General features: G+C 41.0%; 15 protein-coding genes and 1 pseudogene. 8 read left to right on the plus strand and 8 right to left on the minus strand.

What is annotated here, in order from left to right:
• Positions 1-12 precede the first annotated feature (12 nt).
• The 3 genes from murA to PZB74_RS08865 are packed head-to-tail and all read right to left on the minus strand — an operon-like array spanning position 13 to position 4228.
• Complete coding sequence (murA, locus tag PZB74_RS08855) at positions 13-1320, minus strand: UDP-N-acetylglucosamine 1-carboxyvinyltransferase (protein ID WP_302242221.1); 1308 nt, start codon at positions 1318-1320, stop codon at positions 13-15.
• Between the two features lie 3 nt (positions 1321-1323).
• Positions 1324-1941 (minus strand): DUF4290 domain-containing protein, encoded by a 618-nt coding sequence (locus tag PZB74_RS08860; protein WP_302242222.1) that lies wholly within the window; start codon positions 1939-1941, stop codon positions 1324-1326.
• A gap of 28 nt (positions 1942-1969) precedes the next feature.
• Positions 1970-4228: an ATP-dependent helicase gene (locus tag PZB74_RS08865; RefSeq protein ID WP_302242223.1), complete on the minus strand. Its 2259-nt coding sequence runs from the start codon at positions 4226-4228 to the stop codon at positions 1970-1972.
• Positions 4229-4639: 411 nt separating this feature from the next.
• On the opposite strand from PZB74_RS08865, the gene rpsT reads away from it, so the two are divergent.
• The 3 genes from rpsT to PZB74_RS08880 all read left to right on the plus strand — a co-directional run bounded on the left by rpsT (position 4640) and on the right by PZB74_RS08880 (position 6415).
• Positions 4640-4894, plus strand: coding sequence for a 30S ribosomal protein S20 (rpsT, locus tag PZB74_RS08870; RefSeq protein WP_302242224.1), 255 nt, complete (start codon positions 4640-4642; stop codon positions 4892-4894).
• An 87-nt stretch (positions 4895-4981) separates the two neighbouring features.
• Positions 4982-5686 carry a RadC family protein gene (radC, locus tag PZB74_RS08875; RefSeq protein ID WP_302242225.1) on the plus strand — a complete coding sequence of 235 codons (705 nt, stop codon included), beginning with the start codon at positions 4982-4984 and terminating at the stop codon, positions 5684-5686.
• Positions 5687-5803: 117 nt separating this feature from the next.
• Positions 5804-6415, plus strand: a complete 612-nt coding sequence (locus PZB74_RS08880; RefSeq protein WP_302242226.1) for a DUF1684 domain-containing protein — start codon at positions 5804-5806, stop codon at positions 6413-6415.
• 76 nt (positions 6416-6491) lie between these two features.
• Here the strand turns inward: PZB74_RS08880 and kbl are convergent, their stop codons facing one another.
• Positions 6492-7682, minus strand: a complete 1191-nt coding sequence (gene kbl / locus PZB74_RS08885; protein ID WP_302242227.1) for a glycine C-acetyltransferase — start codon at positions 7680-7682, stop codon at positions 6492-6494.
• 201 nt (positions 7683-7883) lie between these two features.
• Here kbl and PZB74_RS08890 point away from each other — a divergent pair, with 201 nt between their 5' ends.
• Positions 7884-8855, plus strand: a complete 972-nt coding sequence (locus PZB74_RS08890) for an NAD-dependent epimerase/dehydratase family protein (protein ID WP_302242228.1) — start codon at positions 7884-7886, stop codon at positions 8853-8855.
• 192 nt (positions 8856-9047) lie between these two features.
• Here the strand turns inward: PZB74_RS08890 and PZB74_RS22610 are convergent.
• From PZB74_RS22610 to PZB74_RS08915, 4 genes and pseudogenes are all read right to left on the minus strand, one after another.
• Positions 9048-9429, minus strand: a pseudogene (locus PZB74_RS22610) (pyridoxamine 5'-phosphate oxidase family protein).
• 156 nt (positions 9430-9585) lie between these two features.
• Positions 9586-11409 (minus strand): molecular chaperone HtpG, encoded by a 1824-nt coding sequence (gene htpG / locus PZB74_RS08905; protein WP_302242231.1) that lies wholly within the window; start codon positions 11407-11409, stop codon positions 9586-9588.
• A 154-nt stretch (positions 11410-11563) separates the two neighbouring features.
• Positions 11564-12115 (minus strand): hypothetical protein, encoded by a 552-nt coding sequence (locus PZB74_RS08910; protein WP_302242232.1) that lies wholly within the window; start codon positions 12113-12115, stop codon positions 11564-11566.
• Positions 12116-12133: 18 nt separating this feature from the next.
• Positions 12134-12622, minus strand: coding sequence for a DUF4293 domain-containing protein (locus PZB74_RS08915; protein WP_302242233.1), 489 nt, complete (start codon positions 12620-12622; stop codon positions 12134-12136).
• A gap of 191 nt (positions 12623-12813) precedes the next feature.
• On the opposite strand from PZB74_RS08915, the gene PZB74_RS08920 reads away from it, so the two are divergent.
• The 4 genes from PZB74_RS08920 to PZB74_RS08935 all read left to right on the plus strand — a co-directional run bounded on the left by PZB74_RS08920 (position 12814) and on the right by PZB74_RS08935 (position 15461).
• Positions 12814-13476: a sigma-70 family RNA polymerase sigma factor gene (locus PZB74_RS08920; protein WP_302242234.1), complete on the plus strand. Its 663-nt coding sequence runs from the start codon at positions 12814-12816 to the stop codon at positions 13474-13476.
• A gap of 59 nt (positions 13477-13535) precedes the next feature.
• Positions 13536-13787 carry a hypothetical protein gene (locus PZB74_RS08925; protein WP_302242235.1) on the plus strand — a complete coding sequence of 84 codons (252 nt, stop codon included), beginning with the start codon at positions 13536-13538 and terminating at the stop codon, positions 13785-13787.
• On the plus strand, positions 13788-14372 hold the full coding sequence (gmk, locus tag PZB74_RS08930; protein ID WP_302242236.1) for a guanylate kinase: 585 nt from the start codon (positions 13788-13790) through the stop codon (positions 14370-14372). It abuts the gene before it with no gap.
• A 210-nt stretch (positions 14373-14582) separates the two neighbouring features.
• Positions 14583-15461, plus strand: a complete 879-nt coding sequence (locus tag PZB74_RS08935; RefSeq protein WP_302242237.1) for a YicC/YloC family endoribonuclease — start codon at positions 14583-14585, stop codon at positions 15459-15461.
• Positions 15462-15463 lie beyond the last annotated feature (2 nt).

The raw sequence follows: 15463 nt of genomic DNA on the forward strand, positions 1-15463 counted from the left end.
GCTCCTTCTTATCTAATCATTTCTTTCAATCTTAGCACCAAGTGCTCTTAATCTTTTGTCTATATACTGATAGCCTCTGTCTATCTGCTCTACATTAAAAATTGTACTTTTACCTTCGGCAGACATGGCAGCGATGAGCAAGGCTACGCCGGCACGTATATCGGGTGAAGTCATAGATATGCCTCTTAATGCCTGCTTTCTGTCCAGGCCAATTACTGTGGCACGATGCGGATCACATAAAATTACCTGCGCGCCCATATCTAAAAGCTTATCTACAAAGAAGAGACGGCTTTCAAACATTTTCTGGTGTATAAGAACTGTACCTTTTGCTTGTGTTGCTACTACGAGTATGATACTCAACAAGTCAGGAGTAAGGCCGGGCCAGATGGCATCAGCTATTGTCATGATAGAGCCATCAATAAAAGTCTCTATCTCATAAGTTTCATTATCATATACGTGGATATCGTCACCCTCAATATCAAAATTGATTCCGAGCTTACGGAAGGTATCAGGGATAATGCCTAGCATATCTACCCGGGCATCTTTAATTACGATATCAGAATTTGTCATGGCAGCCATTCCAATAAAGCTGCCAATTTCAATCATATCGGGCAACATCGTATGTTCAGTACCACCCAGGCTTTCTACTCCTTCTATGTGTAAAAGGTTAGAGCCTACTCCCGAAATCTTAGCTCCCATACGATTAAGCATGGCACAGAGTTGCTGTAGATAGGGTTCGCAGGCTGCATTGTATATGGTGGTTTTGCCTTTAGCCATAACTGCTGCCATTACAATATTGGCAGTGCCTGTTACGCTTGCCTCATCAAGCAGCATATATGCGCCTTGCAACTGCTTGGCTTCTACGCTATAATACTTATTAGCAGCATCGTACTGGAATTGAGCTCCAAGCTTTTGTAATCCGATGAAGTGAGTATCCAGCCGGCGGCGACCAATTTTGTCACCTCCAGGCATAGGAATTCTACCTTTGCCAAAACGTGCTAATAATGGCCCGAGTATCATAATAGAGCCTCGCAGTGCGGTAGCCTGCTTAGAAAACTCAGGAGTTTCCAGATAATCCAGATTAATATTGGCGGCTTTGAAGGAGTAAGACTCTTCACCGGCTTTTTCAACCTCCACACCCATGGAACGAAGCAGGTCAATCAGCTTCATCACATCGCGGATGTTGGGTATTTTGTGAATAGTTACCTGCTCGGGAGTAAGCAGGACGGCACATAAAATTTGTAGTGCTTCATTTTTGGCACCTTGTGGTATAATTTCTCCCTGGAGTTTGTGTCCTCCTTCAATCTTAAAACTCGCCATTCTTTATTTTTTTCGTCTGTTGTTGCTTCCGGAGCTTCTTCTGCCTTTAGAACTGCGGTTTGGCTTCTGCGACTCAAAAAGATTATTGTTTTTAACATCTTCGGTAGATATATCTAGTTTACCACCTGATATTTCCTTGATGTTTTTAATAATCACAGCATCATCTACATTTTCTTTATTCCAGGTTTGATAAAACCCTTTCATAAGCTTACCCAGATAGATGATAGCTCCCTTACGCTCCTCCTCAGTTTCGGCAGCGATAGCTTTGTCTATCAGCTTTTCAATATTCTTGCCATAATGTTTATATGTAACAGGATCTGTATTATAAGATAGCCTTTTTGGTTTTTTGGTAAGAATATCTACTTCCGGCATGGGGAAGGGAGCGTCTACATCTAGCTCAAAATTCGTCATGATAAAGAGGTCATCCCAAAGCTTCTGGGTTGTCTCGTTGTTTTCTCTTACGCTAGGGTTAAGCTGGCGCATCAGTTCTATTAAAGTAGTAGCATAGCGAGTACGCTTATCTTTGTCTTCAATCGTCATAATATGTTCCGCCAGCTTTTGTACGTTTCTGCCGTATTCTTTCAGAATGACGTTAGACTTACTCGTATTGTATTCAAACATCTTTTATTGGTTTTTTTGATAATATATGTTATTCATCGTGAATTTTAAGCTTGGCAAAGCTAAGCAATAGCGTTTTTTCTCCTACATCATTGAAATCTACCTTGGCTTTTCGGTTTGAGCCTTCCTGATCCAGGTTTTTAACAATGCCAAAACCAAACTTGGGGTGTTCCACCTTCATTCCCGCAGCTAACTGACTGGTGTCGCTGGGAGCAAAGTCAGGAGAGGGCTTGTAAGAAGACTTGCTGGTATTTACCGTGGGCTTTCGGCTGCGATCTCTTTTAATACTTTTGAGTAATACTCTGGCATGATCGGTATCTCCTACTACTGAGCGTGTACCCATTGCTTTGTTAATCATTACATAAGTTGGGTCTATTTCTTCCAGAAAACGACTGGGCTCACAATTTTTCAACCTACCAAAGCGGTAGCGAGAAAGTGCGTAAGAAAGCACCAATCTGTGCATAGATCGGGTAATTGCTACATAAAACAAGCGGCGCTCTTCTTCCAGATCTGTACGGCTGCTTAGCATCATTTGGGAGGGGAATAGGTCCTCTTCCATACCTACCACATATACATGAGGGAACTCAAGCCCTTTAGCCATGTGTATGGTCATCAGTGTTACCTGGTCTTCATCATCTTCTCCCGACTGATCTACAGAGGTAAGTAGCGCTACTTCCTGAAGAAATGCTCCCATACTTTTGTCTTCGGCTTCGGGGTTATCCACAAACTCCTTGATGGCGTTTAGCAACTCCTGTACGTTTTCATAGCGGTTAAGCCCTTCTATGGTTTTGTCTTCGTAAAGCTCTCTGAGCAAACCAGAACCTTTGGCAATATGCGAGGCTGCCTCAAAAGCATCTGTTTTTTCAGCCATAAGCATAAAGCCCTTCATCATATCTTTAAAAGAAACCAGCGCATTAGCAGTACGTCCACTAAAGAACTGATGGGCATTTTTAAGAACATCCCAGATGGGCATGTCATGCTCATAAGCAGTAACGACCACCTTGTCTACGGTAGCGGCTCCTATACCACGTTTGGGCAGATTGACTATTCTACGAAAAGCCTGCTCATCGCTCTGGTTAACCACAAAACGCATGTACGCAATAATATCTTTGATCTCCCGGCGCTGGTAGAAGGAGAGGCCTCCAATAATTTTATATTTGATGTTTCGCTTTCTCAAAGCTTCTTCTATCGCTCGCGACTGGCTGTTGGTACGATACAAAATAGCAAAGTCGCTATAGCGGGCGTGTGTATTATTCTTTTCTTCAAAAATGGAGTAAGCTACCAGGCGTCCTTCTTCCTGGTCAGAGGTGGCTTTTATTACTTCTACTAGCTTTCCCTCATCGTTGGCCGTCCAGATATTTTTTTTGAGCTGTGATTTATTTTTACGAATGACGGAGTTAGCAGCCTCAATTATATTTTTAGTAGAGCGGTAATTTTGTTCCAGCTTAAATACATTTAGGTCAGGAAAGTCTTTCTCAAAGTTGAGGATGTTTTGAATATCTGCTCCTCTAAAAGCGTAAATACTTTGGGCGTCATCTCCTACTACACAAATATTACGACGCACCGCCGCCAGCTTTTTTGTAATAAGGTACTGAGAGAAGTTAGTATCCTGAAACTCATCTACCAACACATAGTGGAAGCGATGCTGGTACTTATTAAGTACATCAGGGTGTTCTCTAAATAGTACATTGGTATTAAAGAGAAGGTCGTCAAAGTCCATAGCATCGGACTTAAAACAGCGCTCTACATAAGTTTTGTAAATTTTACCCATATGAGGCTTGGCAGCGCTTTCGTCTTCTGACTTAATCATAGGGTTGTTATTATATTCTTTCCAAGAGATTAGGCGGTTCTTGGAGCTCGAAATTCGGTTAAGCACCATTCCTGGCTTGTATACCTTGTCATCTAGCTTCAGCTCTTTAAGTATATTTTTGATAAGAGACTTGGAGTCATCCGTATCATAAATAGTAAAGTTACTCTGATAGCCAATTTTGCTGGCTTCGGCTCTTAAGATACGGGCAAATATAGAGTGGAAAGTCCCCATCCACAGGTTTCGGGCTTCAGTGCCTACTACACTCTCTATACGATCGCGCATTTCTTTGGCCGCTTTATTGGTAAAGGTGAGCGCTAGAATATTAAAAGGATCTACGTTTTTTTCTTTGATAAGGTAGGCAATACGATAGGTAAGTACCCTAGTTTTACCGGAACCCGCACCGGCAATAATCATCGTTGGCCCTTCTGTATGGGTGACCCCATTCCGCTGCGGTTCGTTCAAGCTGTCCAGAAAATTCATAAAGTATCAGGTTTTCCCGTGCAATTTATCAATAAGTCTCTCTTAATCATAAAGAAAGGCAGGAACAAGCTTCAGAGATGAAGCTCTTAATTTAGTGCATAGTTGTAAAAAAATCAGCATCTAATAAAGCCTCTGATCAGGCTTTCTGTTTTGCACTGCTAAATCAATCAGACTGCAAAGCTAATGATTTCTTTACAACTAATATGAATAAGCTTCTTGTTCATTTTTGCAGCAAAAAATCGTAAATATTAAAGCCGTGGCAAAAAACGCGCTTGTAGTTATGATGGGTGTTAAAAATTCTTTGAGTCTTTTATGTTAATTTTTGATTTTCTGACAAATAGCTATATCTTTGCAGTTCTTTAAACCCAAGAGCGATAATTCCTGTTAGGACAGTAAAGAAATATTTTAGCGATGGCAAATCATAAATCTGCATTAAAACGTATTCGTTCTACTGAAACTAGACGTGAGAGAAACCGTTATCAGTTGAAGACTACCCGTACTTTTGTTAAAAGGTTAAGAAATACCACGGACAAAGCTGAGGCAGAAGAGCTTTACAAAAAGGTATCTTCTATGCTGGACAAACTAGCGAAAAAGAACATTATTCATAAGAACAACGCAGCTCACAAAAAAGCTAAGCTTGCTAAGCATGTGAATGAACTTGCGTAAATTCTTACATCAATATATTACAAGGCCTTACGCTTTCTTAGTGTAAGGCTTTTTTGTTTGCTTTGGGCTCTCAAAATTGTGTAGCTTATGGCAAACCGATACGCCTTCCGCGAAAAAGGAATACTGAGTTGGGCTGAGGAAGATCGTCCTCGCGAAAAGCTGCTCACCAGGGGCAGAACAGCTCTTACAGATGCTGAGCTAATTGCTATCCTGATTGGCTCAGGAACCCGCAACAAAAGCGCAGTAGACCTCAGCAAAGAAATTCTGGCCAGTGTAAACTATAACCTTCATGAGCTGGCAAAACTCACAGTGAGCGATTTGCAAAAATTTGATGGCATAGGCGAAGCTAAAGCCATTAGCATTGTGAGTGCCCTGGAACTAGGCCGCCGCCGCAAAGAAGTAGAACCACTCAAAAGAGAAAAAATTACCTGCTCCGAAGATGCTTATCGGGTAGTGCAGCCTTATCTCATGGATCAGGCAGTAGAGCAGTTCTGGATCATTCTGCTGAATAGAGCCAATTTGGTTATTAAACCTGAGTTAATTAGCGAAGGTGGGGTTTCTGGTACTGTAGCAGACCCCAAAGTTATCTTTAAAAAAGCTCTGGACAAGCTGGCCAGTTCTATCATTCTGGTGCATAACCACCCTTCCGGAAATCTGACACCCAGCCAGGCAGATCTACAGCTTACCCGAAAGTTAAAAGAAGCGGGTAAAAGTCTGGACCTTCCGGTTTTAGATCATCTTATTTTTACAGACCATGCATATTACAGCTTTGCCGATGAAGGTATGTTATGATCGCTGAAGATTTCTGAGCCTGTGTATTGTCTTATCTTTTTTTGCTCCTAACTTTATCGCCCTTCATGTAGACAAAAAAGATTTTTGTTTAGTGGAAAATGATTACTAATGTGGGTTATGAAAAAGATTATTCCAGTTATTGTTATTGTAGTTATTGGCATTAGTGTGCTTTACACTTTGCAAGGGGGCGAAACGGAAGAAGAGTATATAGAACGGATAGTAGAAGAAAGAGAAAGAACAGAACGTTTTATGCAATCTTCTGATGAGTCTCCTTTTGCTCCAGAAGATATCACGTATAAAGGGCTTCGTTTTTTTGAGCCAAAACCTGCGTACAAAGTAAGAGCTCGCCTTACACCTATACAGAACAAAAAGCTGCTGAAAATGCCTACCTCTACTGGCGAGGAAGAGAAGTACATCCGTTATGCTTATGCGGATTTTGAAATAGAAGGGCAACAGGCTCGCCTATTGGTATTGCAACCTTTTGATTCGCAAACTAAACTTTTTGTGCCTTTTGCTGATGCTACCAGTGGAGGTGAGACTTATGGTGGGGGTAGGTATATGGACATAGAAATGCCTGCGCGTACTGGTAGTAAAAGTATAAAGCTGGATTTTAACAAAGCTTATAACCCCTATTGCGCTTATAACCCCACTTACAGTTGTCCGTTGCCGCCTAAAGAGAATATCTTAGCATTTCCTGTAGAGGCAGGCGAGAAGGCATATAAAGAGTAAATTAAAAACACCCCCTCATCGCTATCATTTACATCAATGATTTTGAAGAGGAGGTGAAAAATATGTTTTGAGAGTATTAAGATAATACGCCTAATTCTTGCCCAATTTCTTTGAAAGCAGCAATAGCGGTATCCAGATGCTCTTTTTCATGTACTGCGGATATCTGAACACGAATACGTGCCTGGCCTTTTGGGACTACCGGATAGTAAAAGCCAATAACATAAATTCCTTTCTCTAGCAGGCGCTCGGCAAACTGTTGGGCTAAGGGTGCATCATAAAGCATAATTGGTACAATAGCATGGGTGCCTGGTTTAATATCAAACCCAGCAGCCGTCATGTGCTCGCGAAAATAGCTGGTATTTTCTTCTAGTTTATCTCTGAGCTCGGTAGTCTCAGAAAGCAGGTCAATCACAGCAATGGAAGCACCAGTTATAGAAGGAGCCAGGGTATTTGAAAAAAGATAGGGGCGTGAGCGTTGGCGCAGTATATCTACAATTTCTTTGCGAGCGCTGGTAAAGCCTCCACTTGCTCCTCCCAGAGCTTTGCCTAAAGTGCCGGTAATAATATCTACTCTACCCATAACATCATGATGCTCATGTACGCCTCTACCAGTTTTGCCCATAAACCCGGTAGAGTGGCACTCGTCGGACATTACTAGAGCTTTATATTTATCGGCCAGGTCGCAGATTTTATCTAGCTGAGCAATGGTGCCATCCATAGAAAACACTCCATCGGTAACAATAATACGATGACGTGCTCCCTCCGCTTCTTTTAGCTTTTCTTCAAGATCCTGCATATCGTTATGCTTGTAGCGGTAGCGTTGCGCCTTGCATAGTCTTACTCCATCTATAATTGAAGCATGGTTAAGTGCATCGGAGATAATGGCATCTTCGGGGCCCAGTAATGGCTCAAATACGCCTCCGTTGGCGTCAAAAGCGGCCGCATAAAGAATGGTATCTTCCATTCCCAGAAAGTCAGAAATCTTTTGTTCAAGTGTTTTATGGATGTCTTGTGTTCCGCAAATAAATCTTACCGAAGACATACCATAACCGTGGGTATCAATACTTGCTTTGGCCGCTTCTATAACTTTAGGGTGAGCAGAAAGCCCCAGATAGTTGTTGGCGCAGAAGTTAATTACTTCTTTTCCGCTGGTAGTCTTAATTACAGCACCTTGAGGCGTAGTAATTACTCGCTCGTTTTTATATAGACCAGCCTCTTTTATCTCGGCCAGTTCTTTTTCTAAGGCAGGTTTTAGGGTTTCGTACATAAGGTATGGTATTTGAATTATGCTTAACTAACTATATAGCTAAAGTATCGTTATGTTATAAATATATTTTGTGAGTCTGTAGACTCAGGTTTTGCAAATTTCATATTTTTGCACTCAAAAATAAGTGGTTCATTAAATATTGTTTACAAAATCTCCAATACTGAACCTTAAGTAAGAAAATGCCTGCGGGGCAAATGAAGAATGACAGAGCAAACAAAAATTTTGGTGATCGGTGCAAATGGACAGCTAGGAACAGAGCTTACCCTGGCACTACAGGAGCAATACGGTTACGAACAGGTAATAACATCTGATATCCATCCTCCCAAACAGCAGCATGCCCTCTTTGAACCCCTCAATATACTGGATAAAGAACGGCTTACGGCTTTAGTTGAAAAACACGAAATTACAGATGTCTATCTTTTGGCTGCCATACTTTCGGCAAAAGGAGAGCAGAACCCTATGCTAACCTGGCAAGTAAATATTGATGGGTTAATGCACGTGCTTGAACTCGCTCGTGATGGTAAGGTGAAAAAAATCTTTTGGCCCAGCTCTATTGCCGTATTTGGTACTACTACACCCAAACAAAACACCCCTCAGGAGACAATTACCTCTCCTACTACCATGTACGGCATTAGTAAGCTTTCCGGAGAAAGACTATGTGCCTACTATGCGCAAAAATTTGGCGTTGACGTACGTAGCATTCGTTATCCGGGACTTATTGGTTACAAAGCGCTTCCGGGAGGTGGAACTACAGATTTTGCGGTAGAAATTTACCATAAGGCATTGGAAGGCGAAGTGTACCATTGTTTCTTAAAAGAAGATACGGTGCTGCCGCTGATGTATATGCCTGATGCTGTACGCGCTACCATAGAGCTGATGCAGGCGGAAGAAGATGGTATAAGCGTGCGCTCAAGCTACAATCTGGCAGGTTTTAGCTGCTCTCCAAGAGATATTACTGAAGTCATCCAGAAAAGTATGTCTGACTTTGATGCAGTATATGAGCCTGATTTTCGTCAAAAAATCGCAGATAGCTGGCCTAATAGCATAGACGACCAGCAGGCTCAAGAGGACTGGGGCTGGAAGCCGGAGTTTGATCTGCAAGCTATGACTGAGGATATGCTGCTAAACCTGAAAAAGCAGAAAGAAGCGGTATCTGCAGCAAATATATCGTAGGCTATAAAAAAGTCCTTAGCAGAAACATCTTTTGAGGTTCTGATAAGGACTCAGTTTTTTTTCTTTAATTTATCGTACGTTAAGTTTTTCGTTATTCCCCACAACTTCCCTAGCGGATTTTCCGGTTACCATAGCTTTGGCCAAAGCGTATAGCTGTACCATTTTGTTGGAAGTAACATCCTAATACTCTGCTTATTCAATAGTAATTTTTATCAGGCAGATGTCTGGATTTTCCAGGCCCTGAGCAAACCAGGCTTTCATAAAAGGGCTCCACAGATGGTGCATTTTAGCTTTATCTTCTACTATTTCCGCTCTGCCCGACACTGAGACATAAGTGTCCTTTTCAGGGTTTGAATAAGATAAGTTTACTCTTCTGTTCTATAACGTCTGGCTTATCAGACTGGTTGCTGGTAAAAAACCAAAGTATACCGCTGGAATCTACTTTAGTGGTATGCATGGGGCGAGAGCGTAAGCTGCCATCTTTTTCTTCGGTGGTGAGCATGGCAATATTTACTTTTTCTATCTTTTCTCTAAGCTTAATAGCTGCTTCTGCATTATTGGGTTGCTCGTGCATAACAATATATTTAGTGTCTGATTTTTAACAAGTTATACACAGGTGAACCAGAGTAGTCTAGCTATGATTGATAGGTTTCCAACTTTATTTTGTAGTTTAAACCACAAAAAAAAGCCTACCAAAAGGCAGGCTTTTACATCTTAAAACTAAAGCAGTCTATTCAGCCATTACATTCAGGCTACGCTTGATAAAGTGGGTTAGCTCAGCCCCGCTCAGCATATTCTGCGAAAGCTTGGCCAGGTCAATGGCCTGCTTGGCAATTTCCTCCTGCTTAGCCTCATCTTCTGCTTTAAGTATTTTATTTACCAAGGGGTGGTTGCCATTTATAGCTACAGAGTACTGGTCTGGCATATTACCCATCATGGCCATGCTACCACCCATAGCAGCCATATCTTTCATTCGGCGCATAAACTCAGGTAGTGTAATAACAACCGGCATCTCCTCAGGAGACATAGATTCTACTGTCACAGTCATTGCCTGATTATTAATGGCTTTTTCAAAAATCCCTTTTACGGTCTCCTGATCTTTTTCAGAAAGTACGCTCTCAATCTTTTCATCCTTCTCTACCAACTTATCCGCAGTGTCTGCATCTACTCGTTTGAGTGTGGTTTTTTCCAGCTTCTGCTCCAGCATATTGATAAAGTGACTATCCAGGGGGCCATCAAGCTCCAGTACGTCGTAAGACTTATTTTTAGCCGACTCTATAAAAGCATGCTGCTTATTTGTATCGTTGGTATATAAATAAGTCAAGCTACCGTTTTTATCAGTCTGGTTAGCTGCGATTTTCTCTTTGTACTCATCTAGAGTGTAGAACTCGCCTTCGGTATTTTTGAGGAGCGCAAACTTTACCGCTTTGTCATAGAACTTATCCTCGGAGATCATTCCGTATTTTACAAAGAGGCCGATGTTATCAAATTTCTCTTCGTAAGCCTTACGGTCTTTCTTAAATAACTCTTGAAGCTTATCGGCTACCTTCTTGGTAATATGGTTGTTAATCTTTTTAACGTTACTATCAGACTGGAGGTAGCTACGCGATACGTTAAGCGGAATATCGGGAGAGTCAATAACGCCGTGGAGCAACATCAAAAACTCAGGAACTACATCTTTAACTTCGTCGGTAATAAAAACCTGACGAGAGAATAGCTGAATTTTGTTGCGATTAAGCTCCAGTTCGTTTTTAACCTTGGGGAAGTATAGTATTCCTGTCAGGTTAAAAGGATAATCTACATTAAGGTGAATCCAGAATAAAGGATCTTCAGCGAAAGGATAAAGCTCTTTATAAAACTTCAGGTAATCTTCATCTGTAAGATCAGCTGGAGCTTTGGTCCAGAGAGGATTAGGGTTGTTGATTACTTTTTCATCAAACTCGATCTCTACCGGCAAAAACTTGCAGTATTTATCCAGAATACCCTGTAGACGAGCATTTTCTAAAAACTCTTCTGAGTCGCTATTGACATGCAGAATAATGTCAGTACCATTTTCTTTTTTGTCGGCGGTCTCTATCTGAAACTCGGTACTTCCATCGCAGGTCCAGTGTACGGCTTCAGTTTCTTCCTGATAAGATTTGGTGTAGATCTCTACCTGGTCAGAAACCATAAAAGCGGAGTAAAACCCAAGGCCAAAGTGCCCGATGATCTGCTTATCTTCACCTTTATCTTTATACTTTTCTACAAATTCGGTAGCTCCGGAGAAAGCGATCTGGTTAATGTATTTTTTTACCTCTTCGGCAGTCATACCAATACCTCTATCGCTTATGGTAATGGTTTTCTTGTCCTTATCAATAGAAACTTTAATCTTCTGGTCGTCCAGGTCTTGTTTGTACTCGCCCATGGCGGCCAGACTGCGAAGCTTCTGAGTAGCATCTACTGCATTAGAAACCAGCTCTCTTAAAAAAATCTCATGATCCGAGTACAGATATTTCTTAATAATGGGAAATATATTCTCGGTATTAATCGATATCGTACCTTTTTCTTCTACCATATTGTTGTGGCTTTTATTAGTTATCTTTTTTGGAATGACCAAACTTTGTTCCATCCCTAAAATAGGCAGACATATCCCGCTTAGGCTGACAGCTTGGCAGACTAATCAAAGAAACTGGCATTCCAGCTTTAGTGGATTATGACAATTAGTAAGACTAAAACCAGGCAGTAAAGAACTGAAATACTGCATGTATCCCTAAATTAAGTAGAGAAAAAAGCAGCCATAAGAGCAATAGGGCAAACAACAGAAAGATATACTTGAGTTGAGGTAGGCTTCGCATGAGATCATTCCAGTAAATCCAGCCAAACCAACGGACTATCCTATAATAGAGTAGGCTCAAAGCGAACTTATTAAGCTGTAGCTCATCCAAAAAAATTAGGTCGGTGGTTTTGCGTGATACTTGACCCTTATACTCATGCCGGAACTGATAAAGGGCATCGTGGATAAGAGAGGCGTAATATGTTTTGGGTTTAGCGGAAAAGAGGTCTACAATGCCATCGGGTGTGCCTACATATATATCCCAGAAGAAAAACTTGGGAGAGCACCCATCCCAGGCGTAGCCCTGGCATTTGGGGTTAGAGCCTAGTAGTGTAATTTGCCCATTTTCACGAATGTCAAGCCAGTCATTACTAAAGTCCAGCCCTTTTAATCGTGTGTGGTATATTATATCATTAGTTTCTACAAATACATAGGGTCTAGGCTCCATGCCACAAGGATAAAAATTTTAACGAAGACGGTCTACCGAGCGAACTAGTTTTTCGTCGCGACGGATAAAGCGATTAGCCATTACATTAAGCAGTAATGCTACGCAGGGAAAAATAAAACCGATATCGTAACTGCCTCTGGCTGTCTGATCTATAATTTTTTCACCCTCAAAACTGTACCAAACAGAAAGACCCAGAGCGGCTCCCATAAATAAACTATTAAGTGCGCCTAACTTAATTTGGGTGAGGCGGTTATCATATCTGAAAATTTCGTAGAAAGCAGTAATGGTGGCCAGAACGGCAAAGATAGCAATCACCCAGGTACCCTGCTCAGTAGTGGTTTGCGTGTTTTCTCCATCGGTAGCAGCAGTAACAGTCAAATAATAAGCATTTAAAACGGCTTGTTTGCCTTCTTCCAGGTCTGTTTCCTGCCATATATCAAATATGAGCATAAGCCCCATGCAAATACCTACTCCCAGAAGAAAGATTGATTGTACTCTTTGTAACATAAGTTCGATTATTCGATATCTATACTGTTTTTTTTACGTAAATATATAGGTTACGCCAATTGGCACGAAGATATTAAGATTTGCTATAACTTTATTCATTTACAAAAGTTTAATGTTTATCTGGTACTGTAAATGGATACTATAACTGCTTCGGTGCCCGTTGATTTTGAAAGAAAAAAACAATTAGCATTATGGCTGATAATCAAGAATATAAAAAAGTTGACCAGGAAAATAATACACAAAACTCCAATGCTGACAACCAGCAGGAAGATGTGCAGAGTTCCGAAGAGCAACGCCCGCGCTATAGTGAGCGGGAGAAGGTAGAGATATTTGATAACGAATTTCTGCCCCAGATAGATTCAATGTATAACTTTGCTTACCGCCTTACTTACGATGAGGATGATGCCAAAGATTTAGTGCAGGAGACCTATCTGAAGGCGTTTCGCTTTATTGATTCGTTTCAGCGAGGAACTAACGCGAAAGCATGGTTGTTTCGGATTTTAAAAAACAGCTTCATTAACGATTTCAGAAAAAAGAGTAAGCAACCCTCTAAGGTAGATTATCAGGAGGTAGAAACTTACTATAATTCTGAAGGTGTTGATGAGAGCATCACTACAGACCTGCGCGTAGAAACAGTGCAGGACATGATAGGTGATGAGGTATCTACGGCGCTTAACTCCCTTGCGGTAGATTTCAGAACAGTAATCATCCTTTGTGACCTGGAAGGATTTACTTATGAGGAGATGGCCAAAATTTTAGATATACCCATAGGTACAGTAAGGTCTAGGTTGCACCGGGCTAGAAACCTTTTAAAAGACAAGCTCAAGTCGTACGCTGATTCTATGGGCTATTAATTTTTTTATTTTTTAATCATATTCAACCGAATTTTGTAAAAATTTTTAACCTTGCTAATATGGAAACCTTATCTAGAGAAAGTCCACAGTACAAGCGTTGCATGGAGCTCTTGCCTCTGGTACTAGACCGTGAAGCTACGACAGAAGATGTGGATTTCTTTCATAACCATGTGAAACACTGGCCGGAGGTGTTAGATTGCTATGAGAAAGAAACCGCTTTCCGATTGGCCATTAAACAGAAATTAGGTAGTTTGCCAGCTCCTGAAGAATTACTAACGAGCATAAGAGACCGAATAAAACAAGCTTCCTAAATGCAAGAAGGAAAGGCCTTTATCTTTTCAGCCCCATCAGGTTCGGGCAAAACTACTATCGTAAAACATTTATTAGCACTTAATCCGAGCCTGAGCTTTTCTATTTCAGCATGTACCCGATCACAGCGCCCTAACGAGGTCCATGGTCGGGATTATTATTTTATGAGCCCTGCTGAATTTAAATCCAAAATTGAAGATAATGCTTTTGTAGAGTGGGAAGAGGTATACGAAGGCAAATATTATGGCACCCTACTTTCTGAAGTAGAAAGAATCTGGCAACAGGGTAAGCATGTAGTTTTTGATGTAGATGTGCTGGGCGGTATAAACTTAAAGAAATTTTTTGGAGATCGTGCTCTGGCTATTTTTGTAAAGGTGCCTTCTATAGATATGCTGAGAGAGCGGCTAACTGCCAGAAATACTGAGTCAGCCGAGAGTTTGAATCAGAGGATAGCCAAAGCCGAAGAAGAGTTGCAGTACGAAAAAGACTTTGATATTACCCTGGTTAATGATCATCTGGAAGAAGCTTTAGCGCGTGCTCAGCAGTATTTTCATAATTTTGTAGAAAAAGGTAAAGTAGCACTTTAGCAAAAACTGGCTTTATTACTTTTATATTTACCTTTGACATTCAAATTTTCTTAACTTTTATATTGCAGACCAGTTGCACTACTGTTTTTGTTATTGTAGCAATATGGAAATGGCTGTAGTCAAAATTTTTTATTCAAAGAAACGATCTGCACTTGACTAGCAGTTTTAAGCTAATCAAGAGATCAGATTATTACCTTATTATCATACTGTATGATCAAGTCAATGACCGGCTATGGTAAAGCTTCTCAAGAGTCAGACTCTTTTGATATTACCGTAGAGGTAAAAACCCTGAATTCTAAATATCTGGACATCAACCTTAAGCTTCCTCGCCTGTTTGGTGAGCGTGAGATAGAAGTAAGGCAGCTGATTTCTGAAAAACTACAGAGAGGTAAAGTTTCGCTAGCTGTAGATTTCAGAGGAAAAGGACAGCTCGGTGGCGAACCTTCAGTTAATCAGGAGCTTTTAAAGGCTTACTATCAGCTGTATAAACAAACGGCAGGGGAATTAGATGCTCCACAACAGGATCTGTTTCGTTTGGCAGTACAGTCTCCAGATGTATTACAGCCTATAGTGCAGGAAAGTGCCGACCAAGAGGTTTGGAAAGTAGTAAAACAGGTAATTGAAGAGGCTCTGCAGCAGTGCAACCAGTTTAGATCTCAGGAGGGCGATGCATTAATGAAAGATTTTAGCCAATGTGCTACCAACATTAAAATAGCACTGGAAGAAGTCAAAAAACAGGCTCCTATACGAGATCAGCGGTTAAGGCAAAAGCTGCAAACACAAATGGAAGACTCTTTTGCCAAGGATATCGTAGACCAAAACCGATTTGAGCAGGAACTTATCTATTATATAGAAAAGCTGGACGTAAACGAAGAAATTGTTCGCCTGAGCAACCATCTGGATTATTTTAAAGAGGTGTTACACAGCCCGGATGTACATGGCAAAAAGCTTGGGTTCATTTCTCAGGAGATGGGTAGAGAAATTAATACTATTGGCTCTAAGGCTAATGATGCCAGCATACAGCGTTCGGTAGTCGGCATGAAGGAAGAGTTAGAAAAAATAAAGGAACAGGTATTGAATGTACTGTAGTT

It is taken from the genome of Porifericola rhodea (assembly GCF_030506305.1).
In the GTDB taxonomy this organism is placed as follows: Bacteria; Bacteroidota; Bacteroidia; order Cytophagales; family Cyclobacteriaceae; genus Catalinimonas; species Catalinimonas rhodea.

Excerpts from the sequence above, each read along its gene's own strand:
- murA (WP_302242221.1), bottom strand. The coding sequence starts at position 1,320 with ATGGCGAGTTTTAAGATTGAAGGAGGACACAAACTCCAGGGAGAAATT.
- PZB74_RS08860 (WP_302242222.1), bottom strand. The coding sequence starts at position 1,941 with ATGTTTGAATACAATACGAGTAAGTCTAACGTCATTCTGAAAGAATAC.
- PZB74_RS08865 (WP_302242223.1), bottom strand. The coding sequence starts at position 4,228 with ATGAATTTTCTGGACAGCTTGAACGAACCGCAGCGGAATGGGGTCACC.
- rpsT (WP_302242224.1), top strand. The coding sequence starts at position 4,640 with ATGGCAAATCATAAATCTGCATTAAAACGTATTCGTTCTACTGAAACT.
- radC (WP_302242225.1), top strand. The coding sequence starts at position 4,982 with ATGGCAAACCGATACGCCTTCCGCGAAAAAGGAATACTGAGTTGGGCT.
- PZB74_RS08880 (WP_302242226.1), top strand. The coding sequence starts at position 5,804 with ATGAAAAAGATTATTCCAGTTATTGTTATTGTAGTTATTGGCATTAGT.
- kbl (WP_302242227.1), bottom strand. The coding sequence starts at position 7,682 with ATGTACGAAACCCTAAAACCTGCCTTAGAAAAAGAACTGGCCGAGATA.
- PZB74_RS08890 (WP_302242228.1), top strand. The coding sequence starts at position 7,884 with ATGACAGAGCAAACAAAAATTTTGGTGATCGGTGCAAATGGACAGCTA.
- htpG (WP_302242231.1), bottom strand. The coding sequence starts at position 11,409 with ATGGTAGAAGAAAAAGGTACGATATCGATTAATACCGAGAATATATTT.
- PZB74_RS08910 (WP_302242232.1), bottom strand. The coding sequence starts at position 12,115 with ATGGAGCCTAGACCCTATGTATTTGTAGAAACTAATGATATAATATAC.
- PZB74_RS08915 (WP_302242233.1), bottom strand. The coding sequence starts at position 12,622 with ATGTTACAAAGAGTACAATCAATCTTTCTTCTGGGAGTAGGTATTTGC.
- PZB74_RS08920 (WP_302242234.1), top strand. The coding sequence starts at position 12,814 with ATGGCTGATAATCAAGAATATAAAAAAGTTGACCAGGAAAATAATACA.
- PZB74_RS08925 (WP_302242235.1), top strand. The coding sequence starts at position 13,536 with ATGGAAACCTTATCTAGAGAAAGTCCACAGTACAAGCGTTGCATGGAG.
- gmk (WP_302242236.1), top strand. The coding sequence starts at position 13,788 with ATGCAAGAAGGAAAGGCCTTTATCTTTTCAGCCCCATCAGGTTCGGGC.
- PZB74_RS08935 (WP_302242237.1), top strand. The coding sequence starts at position 14,583 with ATGATCAAGTCAATGACCGGCTATGGTAAAGCTTCTCAAGAGTCAGAC.